The sequence below is a fragment of the Pseudomonas sp. AF32 genome (genome assembly GCF_022342325.2).
Taxonomy (GTDB): domain Bacteria; phylum Pseudomonadota; class Gammaproteobacteria; order Pseudomonadales; family Pseudomonadaceae; genus Aquipseudomonas; species Aquipseudomonas uvaldensis.
In genome coordinates this window covers 239,767-259,733 of record NZ_RQJK02000002.1, presented here as the reverse complement: position 1 = coordinate 259,733, position 19,967 = coordinate 239,767, and the positions used below count along the sequence as shown (strand labels likewise).

The following is a 19,967-nucleotide window of genomic DNA, read 5'->3' as shown; positions in this document are numbered from 1 at the left end:
TCGGCGGGCGAGAGGGTGCTAGGATACTGGTCCGTTTTACTGGCGGCCACGCCTATCGGGCCTTTTGTCGGGTAGACGTACCGACGAAGTGTCGGTTTGGCTCGTTGATCGCGGCGTTTTCGCCGACGATGCCTTGCCAGTCCTTCGAAAAAATCAAGGTCGAGGTGTTCCTGGAACACTTGGACAAAATGTTGCACGTGAACAAGCTGGATGAAACGCAGTCTGTTCAGCATCGAATATTGATCACCGAGGCGCCCTTGTGGCGCGTCGCTACCGTGAGATAGCCGTCCTCCATGTTTGGTTCCAACGACGACAAGAAGACCCCAGCTGCGGCTGGCGAGAAAAAAGGCCTGTTCGGATGGCTGCGCAAGAAGCCGCAGGAAACCGTCGTCGAACAACCGCAACCCGAGCCTGCCGCCGAGGCAGCGGTCGAAGAAGCCGCGCCCATCGTTCTGCCATTGGCCGAACCGGTGCTGCAACCGGTCGAGCCTCAGACCGAGCCCGCTGCCGAGCCGGTGGCCGAGCTGCCACTGACGCCCCCCGCCGGGCAAACGCCCTGGCTGACCCTGCCGGTGGCGGAGGAGCCGGTAGGGCTGGTGGAAGATGTGCAGGCACCCCATATCACGCCACCAATCCCGGCCCCGGCCCCGGTCGTGGAGCCGGTCGCTGAAGCATCCGCTGCCCCCCTGCCAGATCCGGAGCCGAGCCCCGTTTCGCCTGAAGCACCGGTCCTCGACGAGCCGATGCCCGCCCCCGAGCCAGGCAAGGTCGGTTTTTTCGCCCGCCTCAAGCAAGGTCTGTCCAAGACCAGCGCCAGTATCGGCGAAGGCATGGCCAGCCTGTTCCTGGGCAAGAAAGTCATCGATGACGAATTGCTGGACGACATCGAAACCCGACTGTTGACCGCCGACGTCGGCGTCGAGGCGACGTCGCTGATCATCCAGAACCTGACCCAGAAGGTCGCCCGTAAACAGCTGACCGATGCCGACGCGTTGTACAAGTCCCTGCAAGGCGAGCTGGGCAACCTGCTCAAGCCGGTGGAACAACCATTGGTGATCGCTGCGCAGAACAAGCCGTTCGTGATTCTGGTGGTGGGCGTCAACGGCGCCGGCAAGACCACCACCATTGGCAAACTGGCGAAGAAGCTGCAACTGGAAGGCAAGAAGGTCATGCTCGCTGCCGGCGATACCTTCCGTGCCGCCGCGGTCGAGCAGTTGCAGGTCTGGGGCGAGCGCAACAAAATTCCGGTGATCGCCCAGCACACCGGCGCCGACTCCGCTTCGGTGATCTTCGACGCCGTACAGGCCGCCAAGGCCCGTGGCATCGATGTGTTGATCGCCGATACGGCCGGTCGCCTGCACACTAAAGACAACCTGATGGAAGAACTGAAAAAGGTTCGACGGGTCATCGGCAAGCTCGATGCCGACGCGCCCCATGAGGTGCTGCTGGTGCTGGACGCCGGCACTGGCCAGAACGCCATTAACCAGGCCAAGCAATTCAACCAGACCGTCGAACTGACAGGCCTGGCCCTCACCAAGCTCGACGGCACCGCCAAGGGCGGGGTGATTTTCGCCCTGGCCAAGCAATTTGGCCTGCCTATCCGCTACATCGGCGTGGGCGAAGGCATCGACGACTTGCGCACCTTTGAAGCCGAGCCCTTTGTCCAGGCACTGTTTGCCGAGCGGGAGCATTCATGATTCGTTTCGAACAGGTCGGTAAACGCTACCCGAACGGTCACGTCGGCTTGCATGAACTGAGCTTTCGGGTGCGTCGGGGGGAGTTTCTGTTTGTCACCGGCCATTCCGGTGCCGGTAAAAGTACCTTGCTGCGCCTGCTGCTGGCGATGGAGCGCCCCACCAGCGGCAAGCTGCTGCTGGCCGGCCAGGACCTGAGCACCATCAGCAATGCCCAGATTCCTTTCCTGCGGCGGCAGATCGGCGTGGTTTTCCAGAACCACCAATTGCTGTTCGATCGCACTGTGTTCAATAACGTGGCCTTGCCGCTGCAGATCCTGGGGTTGTCCAAAGCCGAGATCAGCAAGCGTGTGGATTCGGCCCTGGAACGCGTGGCCTTGTCGGACAAGGCCGAGCTGTACCCCGGCGACCTGTCCACCGGCCAGCAACAGCGCGTCGGCATCGCCCGCGCCATCGTACACCGCCCGGCCTTGCTGCTGGCGGACGAACCCACCGGTAACCTCGACCCGCGTCTGGCGGCGGAAATCATGGGCGTATTCGAAGACATCAACCGTTTGGGCACCAGTGTGCTGATCGCCAGTCACGACCTGGCCCTGATCGCGCGCATGCGCCATCGCATGCTCACCTTGCAGCGTGGCCGCCTGATCGGTGACGGGGAGGCTGGCGTATGAGCGCAACCCGTAGCCCCAAAGTGGCCGAGCGCGTGGCTCCGAAAGCCTCCGAGCCTGCGCCGCAAAAGAAAAAGCACGATGACGACGGTCCGGACTTCGCCACGTTGTTGCATGCCTGGATTGAAAGCCATCGCGCCAGCCTGCTCGACAGCCTTCGCCGCCTGGGCAAGCAGCCGATCGGCAGTTTCTTTACCTGCATGGTCATGGCGGTCGCCCTGAGCCTGCCGATGGGCCTGTCATTATTACTCAGCAACGTGGAGCGTCTCGGGGGCTCCTGGCAGCGCGCGGCGCAGATTTCCCTTTACCTGCAACTGGAGGCGACGCCGGCCGAGGGCGAGGCGTTGCGCGAGCAGATCAAAGCCATGCCGGGCGTTGCCGATGCCGAATACATTGGCCGCGAACAGGCACTGGAGGAGTTCCAGCAGCAGTCCGGCCTGGGCGAGGCGCTCAGGGAACTGCCGGAGAACCCGCTGCCGGGCGTGGTCCTGGTGACGCCGAAGGAGGTCGATAAGCCGACCCTTGAAGCATTAAGACAAAGACTTTCCGAACTTCCGAAGGTACAACAGGCGCAACTTGATCTAGTCTGGGTCGAGCGTCTTGCGGCGATCCTCAAGCTCGGCGACCGGTTTGTCTTCGGTCTGACGGTGCTTCTGGTTTCTGCATTACTTTTGGTGATAGGCAATACCATTCGTCTTCATATTGAAAACCGCCGCACCGAGATAGAAGTGATTAAACTCGTCGGCGGCACGGACAGTTATGTGCGCAGGCCCTTCCTCTATATGGGCGCGCTGTATGGCTTCGGTGCCGGGATCCTGTCCTGGGGCGTATTGGCGTTCGGCCTGGACTGGCTGAACGATGCGGTGGTGGGACTGGCCGGTTTGTACGGCAGTGATTTCGCGTTGGCCGGAGTGCCGGTCGCCGACGGTCTGTCGCTCTTGCTTGGCGCGGTGCTGTTGGGTTATATCGGTGCATGGATTGCGGTCGCACGCCACTTGCGTGAGCTTGCGCCAAAATAGTGTTTTTTGCGCGTATTGACCTTTCAGTTTTTGTGGGAACTAGTTTCAGGGTTCCCGGTCAATTTTCGCAGTGCTGAACTGCACGAGTTATGTGAGTCGGAGGTTTTTTCGTATGACCACTTCTTTGCAACCTGCGTATGCTCTGGTCCCGGGTGCGAACCTGGAGGCCTATGTGCATACGGTGAACAGCATCCCTTTGCTGACACCCGAGCAGGAGCGTGAACTGGCCGAGAGTCTCTACTATGAGCAGGATCTTGAGGCGGCTCGGCAAATGGTGCTCGCCCACCTGCGTTTTGTCGTACATATCGCCCGCAGCTATTCCGGCTACGGGCTGGCCCAGGCCGACCTGATCCAGGAAGGCAACGTTGGCCTGATGAAGGCGGTCAAGCGTTTCAACCCGGAAATGGGCGTTCGCCTGGTGTCGTTCGCGGTTCACTGGATCAAGGCGGAAATCCACGAGTTCATCCTGCGCAACTGGCGCATCGTGAAAGTCGCGACCACCAAGGCTCAGCGCAAGTTGTTCTTCAACCTGCGCAGCCAGAAGAAGCGCCTGGCCTGGCTGAACAACGACGAAGTCAATCGCGTCGCCGAAAGCCTGGGCGTCGAGCCTCGGGAAGTGCGCGAGATGGAAAGCCGGCTGACCGGCCAGGACATGGCCTTCGACCCGGCTGCCGAAGCCGACGACGACAGTGCCTTCCAATCGCCGGCCAATTACCTGGAAGACCACCGGTACGACCCGGCGCGTCAACTGGAAGACGCCGACTGGAGCGATAACTCCAACACCAACCTGCACGAAGCCCTGGAAGTGCTGGACGAGCGTAGCCGCGATATTCTCTACCAGCGCTGGCTGGCCGAGGAAAAAGCCACGCTGCACGACCTGGCGCAGAAGTACAACGTGTCGGCCGAGCGGATTCGCCAGCTTGAGAAAAGCGCGATGAACAAGCTCAAGGTGTCGATTGCGGCCTGACTGGCAGTAACGACAAAAAACGCCCCGATCAGCGATGATCGGGGCGTTTTTGTTTGTGCCCGACATTTGACTCCACTGCCGACCCACAAGGAATCTTCCATAAAGAGTCTATGACGTTGTGGCTACTGGGCCCAAGGCGCCCGGCGTGCATGGTTCAGCCCCAGCAGATAGCTGTCTCCACCCAACTGGCTCATCTGCTGACGAATCCAGCTCGCCCGCCGCAGTACATAAGGACTTGGCCGACTGGCGCTCCATTTACGGGGATTGGGCAAGACTGCCGCCAGCAGGCTCGCCTGTTGGCGGGACAGTGCGTCGGCGCCGACGCGGAAATGATGTCGCGCCGCGGCTTCGGCGCCGAACACGCCGCTATCCCACTCGACACTGTTGAGGTACACCTCGAGGATCCGCTGCTTGGGCCAGAACACCTCGATCAGGGCGGTGAACCACGCTTCCAGCCCCTTGCGCAGCCAACTGCGACCCGACCACAGGAACAGGTTCTTGGACACTTGCTGGCTGAGGGTGCTGGCACCGCGAATCGAACCGCCGCGCCCGTTGTGGGCAAATGCGGCCTGAATCGCGCTGATGTCGAAACCCCAGTGTTCAGGGAATTTCTGGTCCTCGCCGGCGATGACCGCGACTTTGAGGTTGTCGGAAATCTGATCCCAGGGTTGCCAGGTGCGCTGCAGGTCAATCGGTTCCCCGCCAAACCAGGATTCGACCTTGCGTTCGATCATCAGCGCGGTGAACGGTGGCGGCACCACGCGAAACAACAGCACCAGCACAACGCTGCCGATGGCGAACCAGAGCGAGGCTTTAACGAATCGTCGAAGTAATGAACGCAGCATAGGGATAAGCTTGGCCGAACCGGTCGAGCGGGCCATTATACAGACCCTGCCCACCGAGTCTGACTGGAGTTCTCATGCTGCGTAACTTTCTGATGCTGGCCGCTTTCTTCGGCTTCACAGGCGTGGCGCTGGGGGCATTTGCCGCCCATGGCCTGAAAAATCGTCTCAGCGCCGAATACCTGGCGATTTTCCACACCGGGGTTACTTATCAACTGGTGCATACGCTGGCACTGCTGGGCGTTGCGCTGCTGGCGACGCATATTCCGGGTCGGATCGTGACCTGGGCCGGAATCTCATTCGTGGTCGGCATCGTCCTGTTCTCCGGCAGCCTGTACCTGCTCACGCTGACGGGGATCAGCAAACTCGGCATCATCACCCCGTTCGGTGGCGTAGCGTTCCTGATCGGCTGGCTCTGCCTGGGGCTTGCGGCCTGGCGGCTTCAACTTGCCGCTTGAATCCTGCCGCTTGCAGGGCTCCCTGACCAAGGGACTTGGGTCGCCCTGACGGATCGGGCTAGAATGCCAGCCCCTAAAAATGATGGCGGCATGCGGCATGCGCATTCAGTTGAACGGCGAACCCTTTGAACTGCCCGACGGTGAAACCGTTGCGGCCCTGCTGACCCGTCTGGATCTCGCCGGACGTCGCGTCGCGGTGGAGCTCAATCTGGATATCGTCCCGCGCAGCCAGCATGCCGACACCACGCTGAACGACGGTGACAGCGTCGAAGTGGTCCATGCCATCGGCGGCGGCTGATCACGGCGGCTTCACAGCATTTCGCAAGAACCTCACCCCTACAGAGGATTTCCCATGAGCATCGTTCGTAGCGACAAGCCCTTCGTCCTGGCCGGTCGTACCTACCAGTCGCGCTTGCTGGTAGGCACCGGCAAATATCGCGATATGGAAGAAACCCGCCTGGCCATCGAAGCCTCGGGCGCCGAAATCGTGACCGTGGCCGTGCGCCGGACCAATATCGGCCAGAACCCGGGCGAACCGAACCTGCTGGATATCCTGCCGCCGGATCGCTACACCATCCTGCCCAACACCGCCGGCTGCTTCGATGCCGTCGAAGCCGTGCGCACCTGCCGCTTGGCCCGTGAACTGCTCGATGGTCACAACCTGGTGAAGCTGGAGGTGCTGGCGGACCAGAAAACCCTGTTCCCCAATGTGATCGAAACCCTCAAGGCCGCCGAAACCCTGGTCAAGGAAGGTTTTGACGTGATGGTGTATACCAGCGATGACCCGATCATTGCCCGTCAATTGGCGGAAATCGGTTGCATCGCGGTGATGCCGCTGGCCGGCCTGATCGGTACGGGCCTGGGGATCTGCAACCCCTACAACCTGCAGATCATCCTGGAAGAAGCCAGGATTCCGGTGTTGGTGGATGCCGGTGTCGGCACCGCCTCCGACGCCACCATCGCCATGGAGCTGGGTTGCGAAGCCGTGTTGATGAACTCCGCCATCGCCCACGCTCAGCAACCGGTGCTGATGGCCGAAGCCATGAAGCACGCCATTGTGGCCGGCCGCCTGGCGTACCTCGCCGGCCGCATGCCGAAAAAACTTTACGCCAGCGCCTCCTCGCCGCTGGATGGTCTGATCAAGTAAGAGTTATTGATGACTGAATCGAACGACACGCCTGTCCTGCCGGAAGAAGGCGAAGAGCGCCAGCACCGCCGCATCAAGAGTTTCGTGATGCGCGCCGGGCGCATGACCGAAGGCCAGCAGCGTGGCCTGGAGCAGGGCGCACCGCTGTTCGTCCTGCCGCTGGCCGATGGCCCGGTGGATTTCGACCAGGTGTTCGGCCGCTCGGCCCCGCGCTCGCTGGAAATCGGCTTTGGCATGGGGCATTCGCTGCTGGAAATGGCCGCCGCCTCGCCGGACCAGGATTTCATCGGCGTGGAAGTGCACCGGCCCGGTGTCGGCGCGTTGCTCAACGGCGTGCTCACCCAGGGGCTGACCAACCTGCGGGTCTACGATTGCGACGCCATCGAAGTCCTCAACCGTTGTGTGGCCGATAACAGCCTCGACCGGCTGATGCTGTTCTTTCCAGACCCTTGGCACAAGAGCCGTCACCACAAGCGCCGTATCGTCCAGGCCTCATTCGCCGAGCTGGTGCGCAGCAAATTGAAGGTCGGCGGTGTACTGCACATGGCCACCGACTGGGAGCCCTATGCCGAGTACATGCTGGAAGTCATGAATGTCGCGCCGGGTTACCGCAACCTGGCCGAAGACGGCAAATACATCCCCCGTCCGGCCGAGCGGCCGATCACCAAGTTCGAACGCCGGGGCGAAAAGCTCGGGCATGGGGTTTGGGATTTGAAGTTCGAGAAGTTGGCGTAATTAACAAAAGATCCTGTTGCAATGGGATCCTCTGTGGGAGCGAGCTTGCTCGCGATGGCGGCCTGACAGTCAACATCATTGTTGGATGTGATGGCCTCATCGCGAGCAGGCTCGCTCCCACATTTGTTTTTGGTGATCCTTCGGATCAGCGCCGATCCGCCACCACCCCAATCAACACCAGCACCACCAACAATACCGGCGCCAGGCTGTAGTTGTTGAACTGGCTCAACCCGCGGACCACCCACGGCGTGGCGTAGATCAGGGCCGCGCCGCTGCCGATCATGCACAGCAGGGCGATCAAGGGGACGCGCAGGGCACCGGCGATGCTACCCAGGCGTTGCTCGATCCAACCCTTGATATCCGCACCAAACAGCACCAGCAGGCAGCCTACCAATGCGAGGGAAATTTCCGACAGGTTGCTGCGGCTCCAGCGGGACACGGTGGCGAGCAGGTCGAGTACCAGATCCATTCGATTTCCTTGTGTTGATCAGCTCAGAAATTTCTGCAGCAAGTCGTTGAGAAACAGCTGTCCGCGCTCGGTCGCCGCCAGACGTGACGGTTCGACCTGCAACAACCCGCTTTGTTCGGCCTCGCGCCGGCCTTCGGCCAGGCTTTCCAAGGGTAACCCGGTACGCTGCGGATACAGCCGTGCCTCTACGCCTTCGGTCAGCCGCAGGGCATTCATCAGGAACTCGAAGGGCAGCTCTTCGTTGCTCAGGACTTTTTCGCCAGCCAGAAAGCGCTTGGCCGGGTTGAGGTAGTCTTTAGGCAAGCGGGTCTTCCAGGTGCGCACGATGCGCCCGTCCGGATGGCTGAGCTTGCCATGGGCGCCGGCACCGATGCCGATGAAGTCACCAAAGCTCCAGTAATTGAGGTTGTGCCGTGCCGCCCGGCCGGGCTGGGCATAGGCGGAGACTTCGTACTGTGCGTAACCCTGTTCGGCCAGCAGTGCTTGCCCCGCCTCCTGGATGTCCCACAGGGTGTCGTCTTCCGGCAGCGTTGGCGGCTGGTTCCAGAACACCGTGTTCGGCTCCAGCGTCAGCTGGTACCAGGACAGGTGCGTCGGCTTCAAGGCGATGGCCTGGCGCAGGTCGCTCAGGGCGTCGTCGAGGGATTGGTCGGGCAGGCCGTGCATCAGGTCCAGGTTGAAGTTATCGAACCCGGCCTGGCGGGCCATGCCGGCGGCCCGCACGGCTTCGTCACCGTTGTGGATCCGGCCCAGGGCTTCGAGCTTGGCCTGCTGGAAACTCTGGATGCCAATGGACAGGCGATTGATGCCCAAGGCCCGGTACGCGACGAACTTCTCCTGCTCGAAGGTGCCGGGGTTGGCTTCCAGGGTAATCTCGATGTCCGGGGCGAAGGGTATCCGCGCTGCCACGCCTTCGAGCAGCCGCCCCAGGGCCTGGGCGCTGAAGAGGCTTGGAGTGCCGCCGCCAAAGAAGATCGAGCTCAGTTGTCGGCCGTGTACTGCGTACAGGTCCTGATCGAGGTCGGCCAGCAGGGCGTCGATGTACTCCTCTTCCGGCAGCTGTGCGCTGGCGGCGTGGGAGTTGAAATCGCAATACGGGCATTTACGCACGCACCACGGGATGTGAACGTACAGCGCCAAGGGTGGCAGCACCGGTAGCGGCGCCCTGGGCGCTTGTGCACCGCCGTGTATCAGCGGTGCGGGGGAGTCGTTGGTCATTGCAGACCCAGGCGTTGACGCAGCAGGGCCATGGCGCGGGCGCGGTGGCTAAGCTGGTTTTTTTCAACCGGACCCAGCTCGGCGCTGGAACAGTTGCGCTCCGGCACCCAGAACAGCGGGTCATAGCCAAATCCGTGTTCGCCGCTGGCCTCGGTGAGGATGCGCCCGTGCCACAAGCCTTCGCAGAGGATTGGCAGTGGGTCCTCGGCATGGCGTACCAGGGCCAGCACGCAAACGAACTGCGCGCCGCGTTCGGCCTCAGGCACGTCCCTGAGGGCTTCGAGCAGTTTGGCGTTGTTTGCCGCATCGCCCTTGCCATCGGCATAGCGCGCCGAATAGATGCCCGGCGCTCCGCCGAGAAAATCCACCGCCAGCCCGGAGTCGTCGGCGAGTGCCGGCAGGCCGGAAATACGCGCCGCGTTGCGGGCCTTGAGGATGGCGTTCTCGACGAACGACAAACCGGTTTCTTCAGGCTCCACCTGGCTGAATTCGCCGATCGAGCGCAACTGCACCGACCCGCCGAGCATGGCCTGGAGTTCCTTGAGTTTGCCGGCGTTATGGCTGGCCAGTACGAGTTGGCTGAGGTTCATCATTGGCCGGGGAACAGTTCCTGGTTGAAGTTGAGGGTGTTGATCTTGTCGCCGGTCTGCACCTTGATTTCAAAGGTGCGGACTTCCTGCAGGTTCACCGGATATTGGGCGATGTAGTAGATCGCACCTTGCTCGGTCACCTGCTTGAATTTCAGCGGGACACTGCTGCTGGTGAGGTCTTTGACTGAGCCGCTGACCTGTGCCAACAGAGGTTTGCCGCCCTTGAGTACCGAGACGTTGATGACGCCCTGATTCTTGCTGCGGATCAGCTCGGCGGCCTTGGCGATGTCCGGCGTCAGGAAAGTCGAGTTAAACGTGTTGTAGTGCACGGTGATGTCACCGAACACTTCCTTGCGGTCGGGCTTGATGATATCCGCCGCCATGACGCCAATGCTCAGACAGGCGGTAATGAGAAACAACGCTAGACGTTTCATGTCGTGCTCCTGATCAGACGGGGGTTACACCGCGACCTGGTGGTCGGTGAGGCCTGGGCTGCTGACCCGATAAATGCCTATTTCACCTAATAGATTAGGCCATAGCTTACTGGCCCACCCATGGCGGTGTTGCTGGTCCACCGCCAGGCGGTCGATGACCTTGGCCTGGCGCTCGCGGCACAGCTCCTCGAAATCCTCGAAGGTACAGAAATGGATATTCGGTGTGTTGTACCAGGTGTAGGGCAGGAACTCCGACACCGGCATGCGGCCCTTGCTCGCCAGGTACCAACGGCAGCGCCAGTGCCCGAAGTTGGGGAAGGTGATGATGCACTGGCGTCCGACCCGCAGCATTTCGTCGAGGATCCTGTCCGGGTAGTGCACCGCTTGCAGCGCCTGGGTCATGACCACGATGTCGAAGCTGTTGCTCGCGAAGTTGCCCAGGCCCTTGTCCAGGTCCTGCTCGATGACATTGATCCCCTTGGCCACGCATTCGGCGATGTTGTCCGGGTCGTTTTCCAGGCCATAGCCGGTGACTTGCTTATTGTCCCGCAGCCAGGTCAGCAGTTCGCCGTTGCCGCAACCCAGGTCGAGCACACGGCTGCCGGCGGGGATCCATTCCTGGATGATTTCCAGATCGGCTCTCATGGCGTCCTCACAGCGTAATACGGTTCATGTAGTTGCCGAACGCCTGCAGATAGCGCGGGATCGGGATCAAGAAGGCGTCGTGGCCCTGGGGAGCGTCGATTTCCAGGTAGCAGACGTCCTTGCGCGCAGCCATCAACGCGTCCACCAGTTCCCGGGAGCGGGCGGGGGAGAAGCGCCAGTCGGTGGTGAATGACATCACGCAGAACTTGGCGGTGGCGCCCGCGAAGGTTTTCGCCAGATCGTCGTTGAAGTTTGCCGCCGGGTCGAAGTAGTCCAGGGCCTTGGTCATCAACAGGTAGGTGTTGGCATCGAAACGCCCGGAGAACTCTTCGCCCTGATAGCGCAGGTAGCTTTCGACCTGGAACTCGACGCTGTGGAAGTCGTAGTTGAGCTTCTCGCTCTTGAGGCCCCGGCCGAATTTCTCGCCCATGGAGTCATCGGACAGGTAGGTGATGTGCCCGACCATCCGTGCAAGCATCAGCCCGCGCTTGGGAATCACACCATGTTCCTGGAAGGAGCCGCCGTGGAATTCCGGGTCGGTGAGGATCGCCTGGCGCGCCACTTCGTTGAAGGCAATGTTCTGCGCCGACAGCTTGGGGGCCGAGGCGATTGCCAGGCAATGGCGCACGCGGTCCGGGTAAGTGATGGTCCATTGCAGGGCCTGCATGCCACCCAGGCTGCCGCCGATGACGGCGGCCCACTGGGCGATGCCGAGCCGATCGGCCAGACGGGCCTGGCTATGCACCCAGTCTTCCACCGTCAATACCGGGAATTCGGCCCCGAAGGGCTTGCCGGTGTCCGGATTGATACTGCTGGGACCGGTGGAGCCGTTGCAGCCGCCGAGGTTGTTCAGGCTCACCACGAAGAATCGATTGGTGTCGATGGGCTTGCCGGGGCCGATGCAACTGTCCCACCAACCAGGCTTGCGGTCGTCGACGCTGTGGTAGCCGGCGGCGTGGTGATGACCCGACAAGGCATGGCAGATCAGCACGGCATTGCTGGCCGTGGCGTTGAGGCTGCCGTAGGTTTCGTAGATCAGGTCATAGGCTGGCAACGAACGGCCGCAGGCCAGGGCCAGGGGCTCGCTGAAATGCGCCATTTGCGGCGTCACCAGACCAACGGAATCGGGGGGAAAGACAGCTGGCATCGACCCTGCTCTCGTTGAAATGAGGCGTAAGTCTAAAGACCGCTGGGGTTAGCGGCAAGCAAAGGCGGGGGTGTGTCTTCTTGCACGGGTATTAATCTGTGGCGAGGGGATTCATCCCCGCTGTGCCGCGAAGCGGCCCTTAGAAGAACGCAGTCAGCCTGACACACCGAGACCACAGGTTTCAGGGCTGCTACGCAGCCCAACGGGGATGAATCCCCTCGCCACAAATGAATCCCATCGCCACAGAGGAGGTGCGCCCCATCAGATCAGGACGCGCAGGATCTCCGGCATCATGGTGATCGCCGCCAGGTTGTTGATCACCAGCATGTCGATCAGCTTGAGCACCATGAACGCCAGGATCGGCGAGATGTCCAGGCCGCCGAGGTTTGGCACGATGCGACGGAACGGTGCCAGGGCCGGCTCGCAGATCTGGTTCACCAGCTCGGCGCCCGGGTTGTGGCTGCCCGGCGCGACCCACGACAGGATCACGCTGATGATCAGGGCGAAGAAGAAGATCTTCAGAAACAATGCGGTCACGCCAATGATCGACCAGATCAGCAGCTGCAGGGGGTTGCCAGTGGTGCCGTAGGTCAACAGCAGGGTCAGGGCCATCAGCGCCATTTGCACCAGGATCGCCAGCAGCAACGACGACATGTCCAGGCCGAACAGGCTCGGAATGATCCGACGCAGCGGCTTGAGCAGCGGCTGGGTAGCCTTGACGACGAACTGGCACAGCGGGTTGTAGAAGTTGGCGCGCACCAGCTGCAGCACGAAGCGCAGCAGCACGATCAACAAGTACAGGCTGCCAAGGGTTTGCAGCACATAGACCGCTGCGGTGTTCAATCCGATCATGAATGGCTCCTTTATTGGCCCAGTTGTTCGGCCATCTCGGCCGAGCGATGCGCGGCGGCGCCGAGTGCTTTTTCCACCAGGGCCTCAAAGCCCCCGGCCTGGAACGATTTGATCGCCGCTTCGGTGGTGCCGGCGGGCGAAGTCACGCGACGGCGCAGCTCGGCGGCGTCCACATCACTGGACACGGCCATATGCGCGGCGCCAAGGGCGGTCTGCAGGGTCAGCCGGGCGGCGGTTTCCCGAGGCAGGCCAAGCTTCTCGCCGGCGGCGGTCATGGCTTCGATCAGCAGGAAGAAATACGCCGGGCCCGAGCCGGATACGGCGGTGACCGCGTCCAGTTGCTGTTCTGTCTCCAGCCACAGCGCCAGGCCCACAGCCGACAACAGTTCTTCCGCCTGCTGGCGTTGTCCGGCAGAGACCTGCGGGGTCGCGAACAGGCCGCTGACGCCCTGGCGCAGTAACGCCGGGGTGTTCGGCATGCAACGTACGATCGGCTGGGCGCCGAGCCAATTGTTCATGCTGGCGCAGGTGATGCCGGCGGCAATCGATACCACCAATTGATGAGGCTTGAGACTCGGGCGAAGGGCTTCGCACACGGTTTTCATCGCCTGTGGCTTGACCGCCAGCACGACGACGTCGACGCCGTCGATGGCCTGGGCGTTGTCGGCGAAGGTTTCGATGCCGTGCTCGGCGCTCACTCGGGCGCGGGTCTCGTCACCGGGATCGCTGGCGCGGATCTGCGAGGCATCCAGACCCTTGGCCCGCAGGCCGCCGATCAGGCTGGCGGCCATGTTGCCGGCGCCGATGAAGGCAATACGCGTGTTGCTCATGACAGGTCCTTGATTGAAGAGTTGAGTCGGCATGGGTTAGCGGGTGCCGTAATCGCGGGCGCCGAACAGGGCCGTGCCGATACGGACCCAGGTAGCGCCCTGGGCGATGGCGGATTCGAGGTCGTGGCTCATGCCCATGGACAGGGTGTCCAGTGGCAGGTCGAGGCTGGCTTGCAGGCGTTGGACGGCGGCAAAGGCAGCGTCCTGGGCCGTGCGATCTTCGGTGGGTTCAGGAATGGCCATCAGTCCGCGCAGTCTCAGGCGCGGCAACGCGCTGATGGCGTCGGCGAGGGCTGGCAGGTCCGTTGGGGTGCAGCCGGATTTACTGGCTTCGCCGCTGACGTTGACCTGGATGCAGATGTTCAGCGGCGGCAACTCGGCCGGGCGCTGTTCGGACAGGCGTTGGGCAATTTTCAGGCGATCCACGGAGTGCACCCAGGCGAAATGTTCAGCAATAGCGCGCGTCTTGTTCGACTGAATGGGGCCGATGAAGTGCCAGATCAAGGGCAGGTCGGTCAGTTCGGCCTGCTTGCCCAGTGCCTCTTGCAGGTAATTCTCGCCGAAGTCCCGTAAGCCGGCGGCATAGGCTTCCCGCAGGGCCTGGGCGGGTTTTGTCTTGCTTACCGCCAGCAGCTGAACGCTGTGTTCGGCACGTTGAGCGGCTTGTTCCGCGGCGCGGATCCGTGAAACTACCTGGGCGATGTTGTCTGCTATGGTGGACATAAAGAAGCGCCAGCGGGTCTGAGGTTCGCGGCATTCTACTGGAATTGAGGAGCGCTATGGATATCACCGAACTGCTGGCGTTCAGCGCCAAACAGGGGGCGTCGGACCTGCATCTGTCTGCCGGGCTGCCGCCAATGATCCGCGTCGACGGCGATGTGCGCAGGATCAACCTACCGGCGCTGGACCACAAACAGGTCCACGAGCTGATCTACGACATCATGAACGACCGGCAGCGAGTCGATTACGAAAAGCTTCTGGAAACCGATTTTTCCTTCGAAGTACCAGGTGTGGCACGGTTTCGGGTCAATGCCTTCAATCAGAATCGTGGGGCGGGAGCGGTGTTCCGGACCATTCCGTCGAAAGTCCTGACCATGGAAGACCTGGGGATGGGCGATGTGTTTCGCAAGGTGACCGAAGCGCCCCGGGGACTGGTTCTGGTGACCGGGCCAACCGGTTCGGGCAAGTCCACCACGCTGGCGGCGATGATCGATTACCTCAACACCCATAAGCACCATCACATCCTCACCATCGAAGACCCCATCGAATTTGTCCACGAACCGCGCAAATGCCTGATCAACCAGCGGGAAGTGCACCGCGATACCCAGGGTTTTTCCACGGCTCTGCGCTCGGCCCTGCGGGAAGATCCGGACGTGATCCTGGTGGGGGAAATGCGCGACCTGGAAACCATCCGCCTGGCGCTGACCGCTGCTGAAACCGGGCACCTGGTGTTCGGCACCCTGCACACCACTTCGGCGGCCAAGACCATCGACCGGGTGGTGGACGTGTTTCCGGGTGATGAAAAATCCATGGTTCGCTCGATGCTGTCGGAGTCGCTGCAAGCGGTGATCTCCCAGACGCTGATCAAGAAGATCGGCGGCGGCCGCGTCGCGGCCCATGAAATCATGCTGGGCACGGCGGCGATCCGTAACCTGATCCGTGAAGACAAAGTGGCGCAGATGTACTCGGCCATCCAGACCGGCGGCTCGCTGGGCATGCAGACCCTGGACATGTGCTTGAAGGATCTGGTGAGCAAGGGGCTGATCAGCCGGGAGCATGCGCGGGAGAGGGCGCGCACGCCGGATAATTTCTAAGGGGGCTGGCGCGCTTGCTGTGCCGAGGGGATTTATCCCCGCTGGGGCGCGAAGCGCCCCCAACAATGCAAAGGCTTACACCTTTTTCCAGCTCGCCATTTGGGGGCTGCTTCGCAGCCCAGCGGGGATAAATCCCCTCGCCACAATAAATCCCCTCGCCACAAAGGGGGGAATCAGCGCTGGACCACCCGCATTCCCGCCGGCTCTTTCGGCAAGACCCGCTTGGCCACCACGTAATGGGTGTCCCAGTACGGCTTGTTCAAGGTATCGATGGTCACCGACTTGCCACGACGCGGCGCATGGATAAAGCGGTCGTTGCCCAGGTAGATCGCTACGTGATTGACCCGGCGGCTTTTGAGCTTGAAGAAAATCAGGTCGCCGGGCTTGAGGTCCTTGCGATCGACTTTCTCCCCATGCCCGCTGGCCATTGCATTGGAAGTGCGTGGCAGGTCGAAGGTGGCATCGTTGAAGGCGTATTTCACCAATCCACTGCAATCGAAACCCTTGCTCGGACTGCTGCCGCCCCAGCGATAAGGGGTGCCAAGCACGTTCACGGCGCGGCTCAGGACATTGCTGCTTGTCTTGGCGGCCATGGGCGGCACCAGCTTGCTGTTGGCGGTGCTCACACGCTGGGTGTTCTGCCGGTTCTTGCTCGACGGAGCAGAAACATGGGATTTGGGTGTGAAGCCATTGATGTTGGGAAGACGTTGCTCACGGTTGGTGGCGTGGGCGGCCAGGGGCAATAATAGGCAAAGGGTCAGCCATGTCTTGAAAAATGGACGCATTAGGCAGGGCTCATAAAGGTTAGCGCGCAACTTTATAACAGCTTTTTTTGCGATTCCGAGGCCGTTTGTCGATTCAAAAGGACGCTAAAAAGCGGGTAATTGCGGCACTTTGTACGGATTGTCCGACAGAACCCCCGTATTCCGGGGCTTTCGCCGACGCGCATCATCAGGCACCGCTTGTCGGCTCGACACGAAAAAGTCACAAAAAGTCCCAACAAATTTATCTATCGAGGCAAAAGAGGCCATTCATGAACAGCTATCAGCAGGGCACAGCGCACGATACCCACAGCAAAGTCATCGGGTATCTGCTCTGGATTTTCGGTTTCACCGGTGCCCACCGCTTCTACTATGGCAAGCCGGTGACTGGCACGATCTGGTTCTTCACGCTGGGCTTGCTGGGCATTGGCTGGCTGATCGACTTGTTCCTGATACCGTCCATGGACCGCGAAGCGGACCTGCGCTTCACTCCGGGGCCGATCGAATACAGCGTGGCGTGGATCCTGCTGACGTTTCTCGGTGTTTTTGGTGTGCACCGCATGTATCAGGGCAAGTGGCTCAGCGGTATCGTCTACCTGCTGACCGGCGGGGTGTTCTTCCTGGGGGTGTTGTATGACTTCTGGACGCTGAACGATCAGGTGTCGATTCGTAATGCGCAGAAGCGAGGGGCTTTTCAGTAAGGCGGGAAGACCGAGTCGCCTTTATTCGCGAGCAAGCCCGCTCCCACACTGGATCTTCAGTGATCACATATCTTGTGAGCACCCTATGATCAAATGTGGGAGCGGGCTTGCTCGCGAAGCAGGCGACGCGGTATCAGGCCTGGTGGGTAATGCGTCCATCCATCAAGGTATAGCGCACCACACCCGGCAGGCTATGGCCCAGGAACGGGCAGTTGTCACCCTTGGAGCGCCAGGCTTCGCCGGCCACGGTCGATGCGGACGGGTCGAACAGCACCAGGTCCGCCGCCGCGCCGACGGCCAGTTTGCCAGCCGGCAGCTGCAGCGCCTGGGCCGGGCCGGTGCTCAGGCGAGCCAGCAGGGTCGGCAGGTCCAGCAAACCGTCTTCCACCAATGTCAGGGCCAGCGGTAGCAACAGTTCGACGCTGCTGATGCCAGGCTCAGTGGCACCGAACGGCGCCAGCTTGGCATCGCGCTCGTGGGGCTGGTGATGGCTGGCGATGGCCGAGATCACGCCGGACTTCACGGCTTCACGCAGGCCATCCCGGTCGGCGCGCGTGCGCAGGGGCGGTTGGACGTGATAGACACTGTTGAAGTCGATCAGCGCTTCGTCGGTCAGGATCAACTGGTACAGCGCCACATCAGCGGTGACCGACAGGCCACGGGCCTGGGCCTGGGCGATCAGCGCCGCGCCACGAGCGCTGGTGAGCTGGCTGAAGTGGGCGCGTACGCCGCTTTGTTCCACCAGCAGCAGGTCCCGGGCCAGGGCCACGGTTTCGGCGGTTTCCGGAATGCCGGGCAGGCCGAGGAAACTGGCGGTCGGGCCTTCATGGGCCAGCCCACCGTCGGCCAGGTCATTATCCTGCGAGTTGAAGATCACCGTCAGGCCGAAGGTCGCCGCGTATTCCAGGGCGCGACACAGCGTGCGGGTGTTGCGGAAGTTGTTCAAGCCGTTGCCGAAGGCCACGCAACCGGCGTCACGCAGGGCGATGAGTTCGGCCAGTTGCTCGCCTTCCAGGCCCTTGCTCAAGGCGCCAATGGGGAACACCTTGGTGTTGCCGGCTTCGCGGGCGCGGTCGAGGATCAGTTCGGCCACGGCCGACGTGTCCAGGACTGGTTTGGTCCGTGGCGGGCAGCAGAGGCTGGTCACGCCACCGACGGCGGCAGCGTGTGTCTCGCTGACGATGGTGCCTTTGCGACTGTAGCCGGGCTCGCGCAGGGCGACGTTCAGGTCCACCAGGCCGGGCGCGGCCACCAGGCCCCTGGCATCGAGGGTCTGGGCGGCAGTGAAGCCTGCCGGTGCGGCGCCAAGGGCGGCGATCTTGCAGGCATCGATATGAATGTCGGTCACTTGATCCAGGCCGCTGGCCGGATCGATCACGCGTGCGCCGAGAATGCTGAGTTTCACTGGGCGTTCTCCTGGTCGAATTGGCGCTGGGCCGTTTGTCCGCTCATGGCCATGGAGAGCACGGCCATGCGAATGGCGATGCCGTAGGTCACCTGGTTGAGGATCACCGAATGCGGGCCGTCGGCCACCGCAGACTCGATCTCCACGCCGCGGTTGATCGGTCCCGGGTGCATGACGATGGCATCGGGCTTGGCCCCGGCCAGTCGGGCGGTGGTCAGGCCGAACAGGCGGTAGAACTCGCCTTCGCTGGGCAACAGGCCGCCGGTCATGCGCTCACGTTGCAGGCGCAGCATGATGACCACGTCCACGTCCTTGAGGCCTTCGGTCATGTCGGTGTAGACCTTCACGCCGTATTGCTCGACGCCGATGGGCAGCAGGGTCTTGGGCGCAATCACCCGGATGTCCGGGCAGCCGAGGGTCTTGAGGGCCAGCATGTTGGAGCGGGCCACCCTGGAGTGCAGGATGTCGCCGACGATGGCCACCGAGAGATTCTCGAAGCCGCCCTTGTGGCGGCGGATGGTCAGCATGTCCAGCATGCCCTGGGTCGGGTGGGCGTGACGGCCGTCGCCGCCGTTGATGATCGCCACCTGCGGGCAGACATGTTCGGCAATGAAGTGCGCCGCCCCGGAATCACCGTGACGCACGACGAACATGTCCGCAGCCATGGCTTCGAGGTTGCGCAGGGTGTCGAGCAGGGTTTCACCCTTGCTCGCCGAAGACGTGGACACGTTGAGGGTGATCACGTCCGCCGACAGCCGCTGGGCGGCCAGCTCGAAGGTGGTGCGGGTGCGGGTGGAGTTTTCGAAGAACACGTTGCACACGGTCTTGCCGCGCAGCAACGGGACTTTCTTCACCGCCCTGGCGCCGACCTCAAGGAACGAGTCGGCAGTGTCGAGGATTTCCGTCAGCAGCTCGCGGCGCAGGCCGTCGAGGGACAGGAAGTGCCGCAGCTGGCCCTGATCGTTGAGCTGCAGCGGGCGCTTGGTTTCGAGAGGCGTCATCGCGATGGACTCTTACAAGGGCAGTTAAAGGGCGAGGTCTTGCAGTTCGAGTTGCAGCGGCGCCGGGCCCAAGAGCTTGACCCGCTCGTGGGCGGCCAACGTCAGCGTCGCGCCGACCACGTTCGGGCGAATCGGCAGTTCGGCGGCGTCCAGGTCCAGCAGGCAGACCAGAGTCACGCTGGCCGGGCGGCCATAGTCGAACAATTCGTTCATGGCGGCGCGGATGGTTCGGCCGCTCATCAGCACGTCGTCGATCAGCACCAGGTGCTGGCCCTCGATCTCGAAGGGTAGCGCCGAAGGACGCACTTGCGGATGCAGGCCGTTCTGACTGAAGTCGTCGCGGTAGAAGGATACGTCCAGGGTGCCCAGGGGCGACTGGCTGCCCAATTCTTCGAGCAAGGCCTGGGCGACCCAAACGCCACCGGTGCGGATGCCGATATAGCGCGGCTCGTTGATGCCGCGTTGTTCCAGGTGTGCCTTGAGACGGATCGCCATCTGACTGATCAGTTCGGCAGGATTGGGCAGGCTCATGCTGGCTCCTTCAGGTTTCCGGGCCGGTGTGAGTGGCGC

The 19,967-nt window shown here is 62.0% G+C and carries 24 protein-coding genes; 10 read left to right on the top strand and 14 right to left on the bottom strand.

All coding sequences use genetic code 11. The features are described from left to right. Positions 1-293 precede the first annotated feature (293 nt). From ftsY to rpoH, 4 genes are all read left to right on the top strand, one after another. Positions 294-1,697, top strand: coding sequence for a signal recognition particle-docking protein FtsY (gene ftsY, locus EGM97_RS03420; RefSeq protein WP_238960694.1), 1,404 nt, complete (start codon positions 294-296; stop codon positions 1,695-1,697). Continuing rightward, entirely contained in the window at positions 1,694-2,365 is a 672-nt protein-coding gene (ftsE, locus tag EGM97_RS03415; protein ID WP_053148274.1) for a cell division ATP-binding protein FtsE, read from the top strand. Before ftsY ends, ftsE begins: the two co-directional genes overlap by 4 nt. Continuing rightward, the gene (gene ftsX / locus EGM97_RS03410; RefSeq protein ID WP_238960695.1) at positions 2,362-3,381 is read left to right on the top strand and encodes a permease-like cell division protein FtsX; all 1,020 of its coding nucleotides are present in this window, start codon (positions 2,362-2,364) and stop codon (positions 3,379-3,381) included. The genes ftsE and ftsX overlap by 4 nt, the downstream gene beginning before the upstream one ends. Positions 3,382-3,493: 112 nt before the next feature. Then, positions 3,494-4,348 (top strand): RNA polymerase sigma factor RpoH, encoded by an 855-nt coding sequence (rpoH, locus tag EGM97_RS03405; protein ID WP_053148269.1) that lies wholly within the window; start codon positions 3,494-3,496, stop codon positions 4,346-4,348. Positions 4,349-4,470: 122 nt separating this feature from the next. On the opposite strand, the gene mtgA is transcribed toward rpoH, so the two are convergent. Next, the gene (gene mtgA / locus EGM97_RS03400) at positions 4,471-5,193 is read right to left on the bottom strand and encodes a monofunctional biosynthetic peptidoglycan transglycosylase (RefSeq protein WP_238960696.1); all 723 of its coding nucleotides are present in this window, start codon (positions 5,191-5,193) and stop codon (positions 4,471-4,473) included. A 74-nt stretch (positions 5,194-5,267) separates the two neighbouring features. Here mtgA and EGM97_RS03395 point away from each other — a divergent pair, with 74 nt between their 5' ends. From EGM97_RS03395 to trmB, 4 genes are all read left to right on the top strand, one after another. Next, on the top strand, positions 5,268-5,648 hold the full coding sequence (locus EGM97_RS03395; protein ID WP_238960697.1) for a DUF423 domain-containing protein: 381 nt from the start codon (positions 5,268-5,270) through the stop codon (positions 5,646-5,648). A 97-nt stretch (positions 5,649-5,745) separates the two neighbouring features. After that, positions 5,746-5,946, top strand: coding sequence for a sulfur carrier protein ThiS (gene thiS, locus EGM97_RS03390; RefSeq protein ID WP_053149652.1), 201 nt, complete (start codon positions 5,746-5,748; stop codon positions 5,944-5,946). 54 nt (positions 5,947-6,000) lie between these two features. Next, positions 6,001-6,795, top strand: a complete 795-nt coding sequence (locus tag EGM97_RS03385; protein ID WP_053148263.1) for a thiazole synthase — start codon at positions 6,001-6,003, stop codon at positions 6,793-6,795. A gap of 9 nt (positions 6,796-6,804) precedes the next feature. Next, positions 6,805-7,530, top strand: coding sequence for a tRNA (guanosine(46)-N7)-methyltransferase TrmB (gene trmB, locus EGM97_RS03380; RefSeq protein WP_053148261.1), 726 nt, complete (start codon positions 6,805-6,807; stop codon positions 7,528-7,530). A gap of 145 nt (positions 7,531-7,675) precedes the next feature. On the opposite strand, the gene EGM97_RS03375 is transcribed toward trmB, so the two are convergent. From EGM97_RS03375 to EGM97_RS03335, 9 genes are all read right to left on the bottom strand, one after another. Further along, positions 7,676-7,999, bottom strand: coding sequence for a DUF3392 domain-containing protein (locus EGM97_RS03375; protein ID WP_053148260.1), 324 nt, complete (start codon positions 7,997-7,999; stop codon positions 7,676-7,678). Between the two features lie 18 nt (positions 8,000-8,017). Continuing rightward, on the bottom strand, positions 8,018-9,217 hold the full coding sequence (gene hemW, locus EGM97_RS03370; RefSeq protein WP_238960698.1) for a radical SAM family heme chaperone HemW: 1,200 nt from the start codon (positions 9,215-9,217) through the stop codon (positions 8,018-8,020). After that, positions 9,214-9,810: an RdgB/HAM1 family non-canonical purine NTP pyrophosphatase gene (gene rdgB, locus EGM97_RS03365; RefSeq protein ID WP_238960699.1), complete on the bottom strand. Its 597-nt coding sequence runs from the start codon at positions 9,808-9,810 to the stop codon at positions 9,214-9,216. The genes hemW and rdgB overlap by 4 nt, the downstream gene beginning before the upstream one ends. Next, positions 9,807-10,241 (bottom strand): DUF4426 domain-containing protein, encoded by a 435-nt coding sequence (locus EGM97_RS03360; protein WP_238960700.1) that lies wholly within the window; start codon positions 10,239-10,241, stop codon positions 9,807-9,809. Before EGM97_RS03360 ends, rdgB begins: the two co-directional genes overlap by 4 nt. A 24-nt stretch (positions 10,242-10,265) precedes the next feature. Continuing rightward, complete coding sequence (metW, locus tag EGM97_RS03355; RefSeq protein ID WP_053148252.1) at positions 10,266-10,886, bottom strand: methionine biosynthesis protein MetW; 621 nt, start codon at positions 10,884-10,886, stop codon at positions 10,266-10,268. A gap of 7 nt (positions 10,887-10,893) precedes the next feature. Next, positions 10,894-12,033 carry a homoserine O-succinyltransferase MetX gene (gene metX / locus EGM97_RS03350; protein WP_238960701.1) on the bottom strand — a complete coding sequence of 380 codons (1,140 nt, stop codon included), beginning with the start codon at positions 12,031-12,033 and terminating at the stop codon, positions 10,894-10,896. A gap of 261 nt (positions 12,034-12,294) precedes the next feature. Further along, complete coding sequence (locus tag EGM97_RS03345) at positions 12,295-12,885, bottom strand: YggT family protein (RefSeq protein WP_238960702.1); 591 nt, start codon at positions 12,883-12,885, stop codon at positions 12,295-12,297. An 11-nt stretch (positions 12,886-12,896) separates the two neighbouring features. After that, positions 12,897-13,715, bottom strand: coding sequence for a pyrroline-5-carboxylate reductase (gene proC / locus EGM97_RS03340; protein ID WP_238960703.1), 819 nt, complete (start codon positions 13,713-13,715; stop codon positions 12,897-12,899). A 36-nt stretch (positions 13,716-13,751) separates the two neighbouring features. Beyond that, positions 13,752-14,438, bottom strand: coding sequence for a YggS family pyridoxal phosphate-dependent enzyme (locus tag EGM97_RS03335; RefSeq protein WP_238960704.1), 687 nt, complete (start codon positions 14,436-14,438; stop codon positions 13,752-13,754). 56 nt (positions 14,439-14,494) lie between these two features. Between EGM97_RS03335 and EGM97_RS03330 the strand changes: the two genes are divergently transcribed. Next, on the top strand, positions 14,495-15,529 hold the full coding sequence (locus EGM97_RS03330; RefSeq protein ID WP_053148242.1) for a type IV pilus twitching motility protein PilT: 1,035 nt from the start codon (positions 14,495-14,497) through the stop codon (positions 15,527-15,529). Between the two features lie 173 nt (positions 15,530-15,702). Here the strand turns inward: EGM97_RS03330 and EGM97_RS03325 are convergent, their stop codons facing one another. Beyond that, positions 15,703-16,314, bottom strand: coding sequence for a C40 family peptidase (locus tag EGM97_RS03325; RefSeq protein WP_238960705.1), 612 nt, complete (start codon positions 16,312-16,314; stop codon positions 15,703-15,705). A 248-nt stretch (positions 16,315-16,562) separates the two neighbouring features. Here EGM97_RS03325 and EGM97_RS03320 point away from each other — a divergent pair, with 248 nt between their 5' ends. Then, entirely contained in the window at positions 16,563-16,991 is a 429-nt protein-coding gene (locus EGM97_RS03320; RefSeq protein WP_053148238.1) for an NINE protein, read from the top strand. A 133-nt stretch (positions 16,992-17,124) separates the two neighbouring features. Here the strand turns inward: EGM97_RS03320 and EGM97_RS03315 are convergent, their stop codons facing one another. The 3 genes from EGM97_RS03315 to pyrR are packed head-to-tail and all read right to left on the bottom strand — an operon-like array spanning position 17,125 to position 19,928. Then, entirely contained in the window at positions 17,125-18,396 is a 1,272-nt protein-coding gene (locus EGM97_RS03315; protein ID WP_238960706.1) for a dihydroorotase, read from the bottom strand. Beyond that, positions 18,393-19,397, bottom strand: coding sequence for an aspartate carbamoyltransferase catalytic subunit (locus tag EGM97_RS03310; protein ID WP_238960707.1), 1,005 nt, complete (start codon positions 19,395-19,397; stop codon positions 18,393-18,395). Before EGM97_RS03310 ends, EGM97_RS03315 begins: the two co-directional genes overlap by 4 nt. 24 nt (positions 19,398-19,421) lie before the next feature. Beyond that, complete coding sequence (pyrR, locus tag EGM97_RS03305) at positions 19,422-19,928, bottom strand: bifunctional pyr operon transcriptional regulator/uracil phosphoribosyltransferase PyrR (RefSeq protein WP_238960708.1); 507 nt, start codon at positions 19,926-19,928, stop codon at positions 19,422-19,424. Between the last annotated feature and the right edge of the window lie 39 nt (positions 19,929-19,967).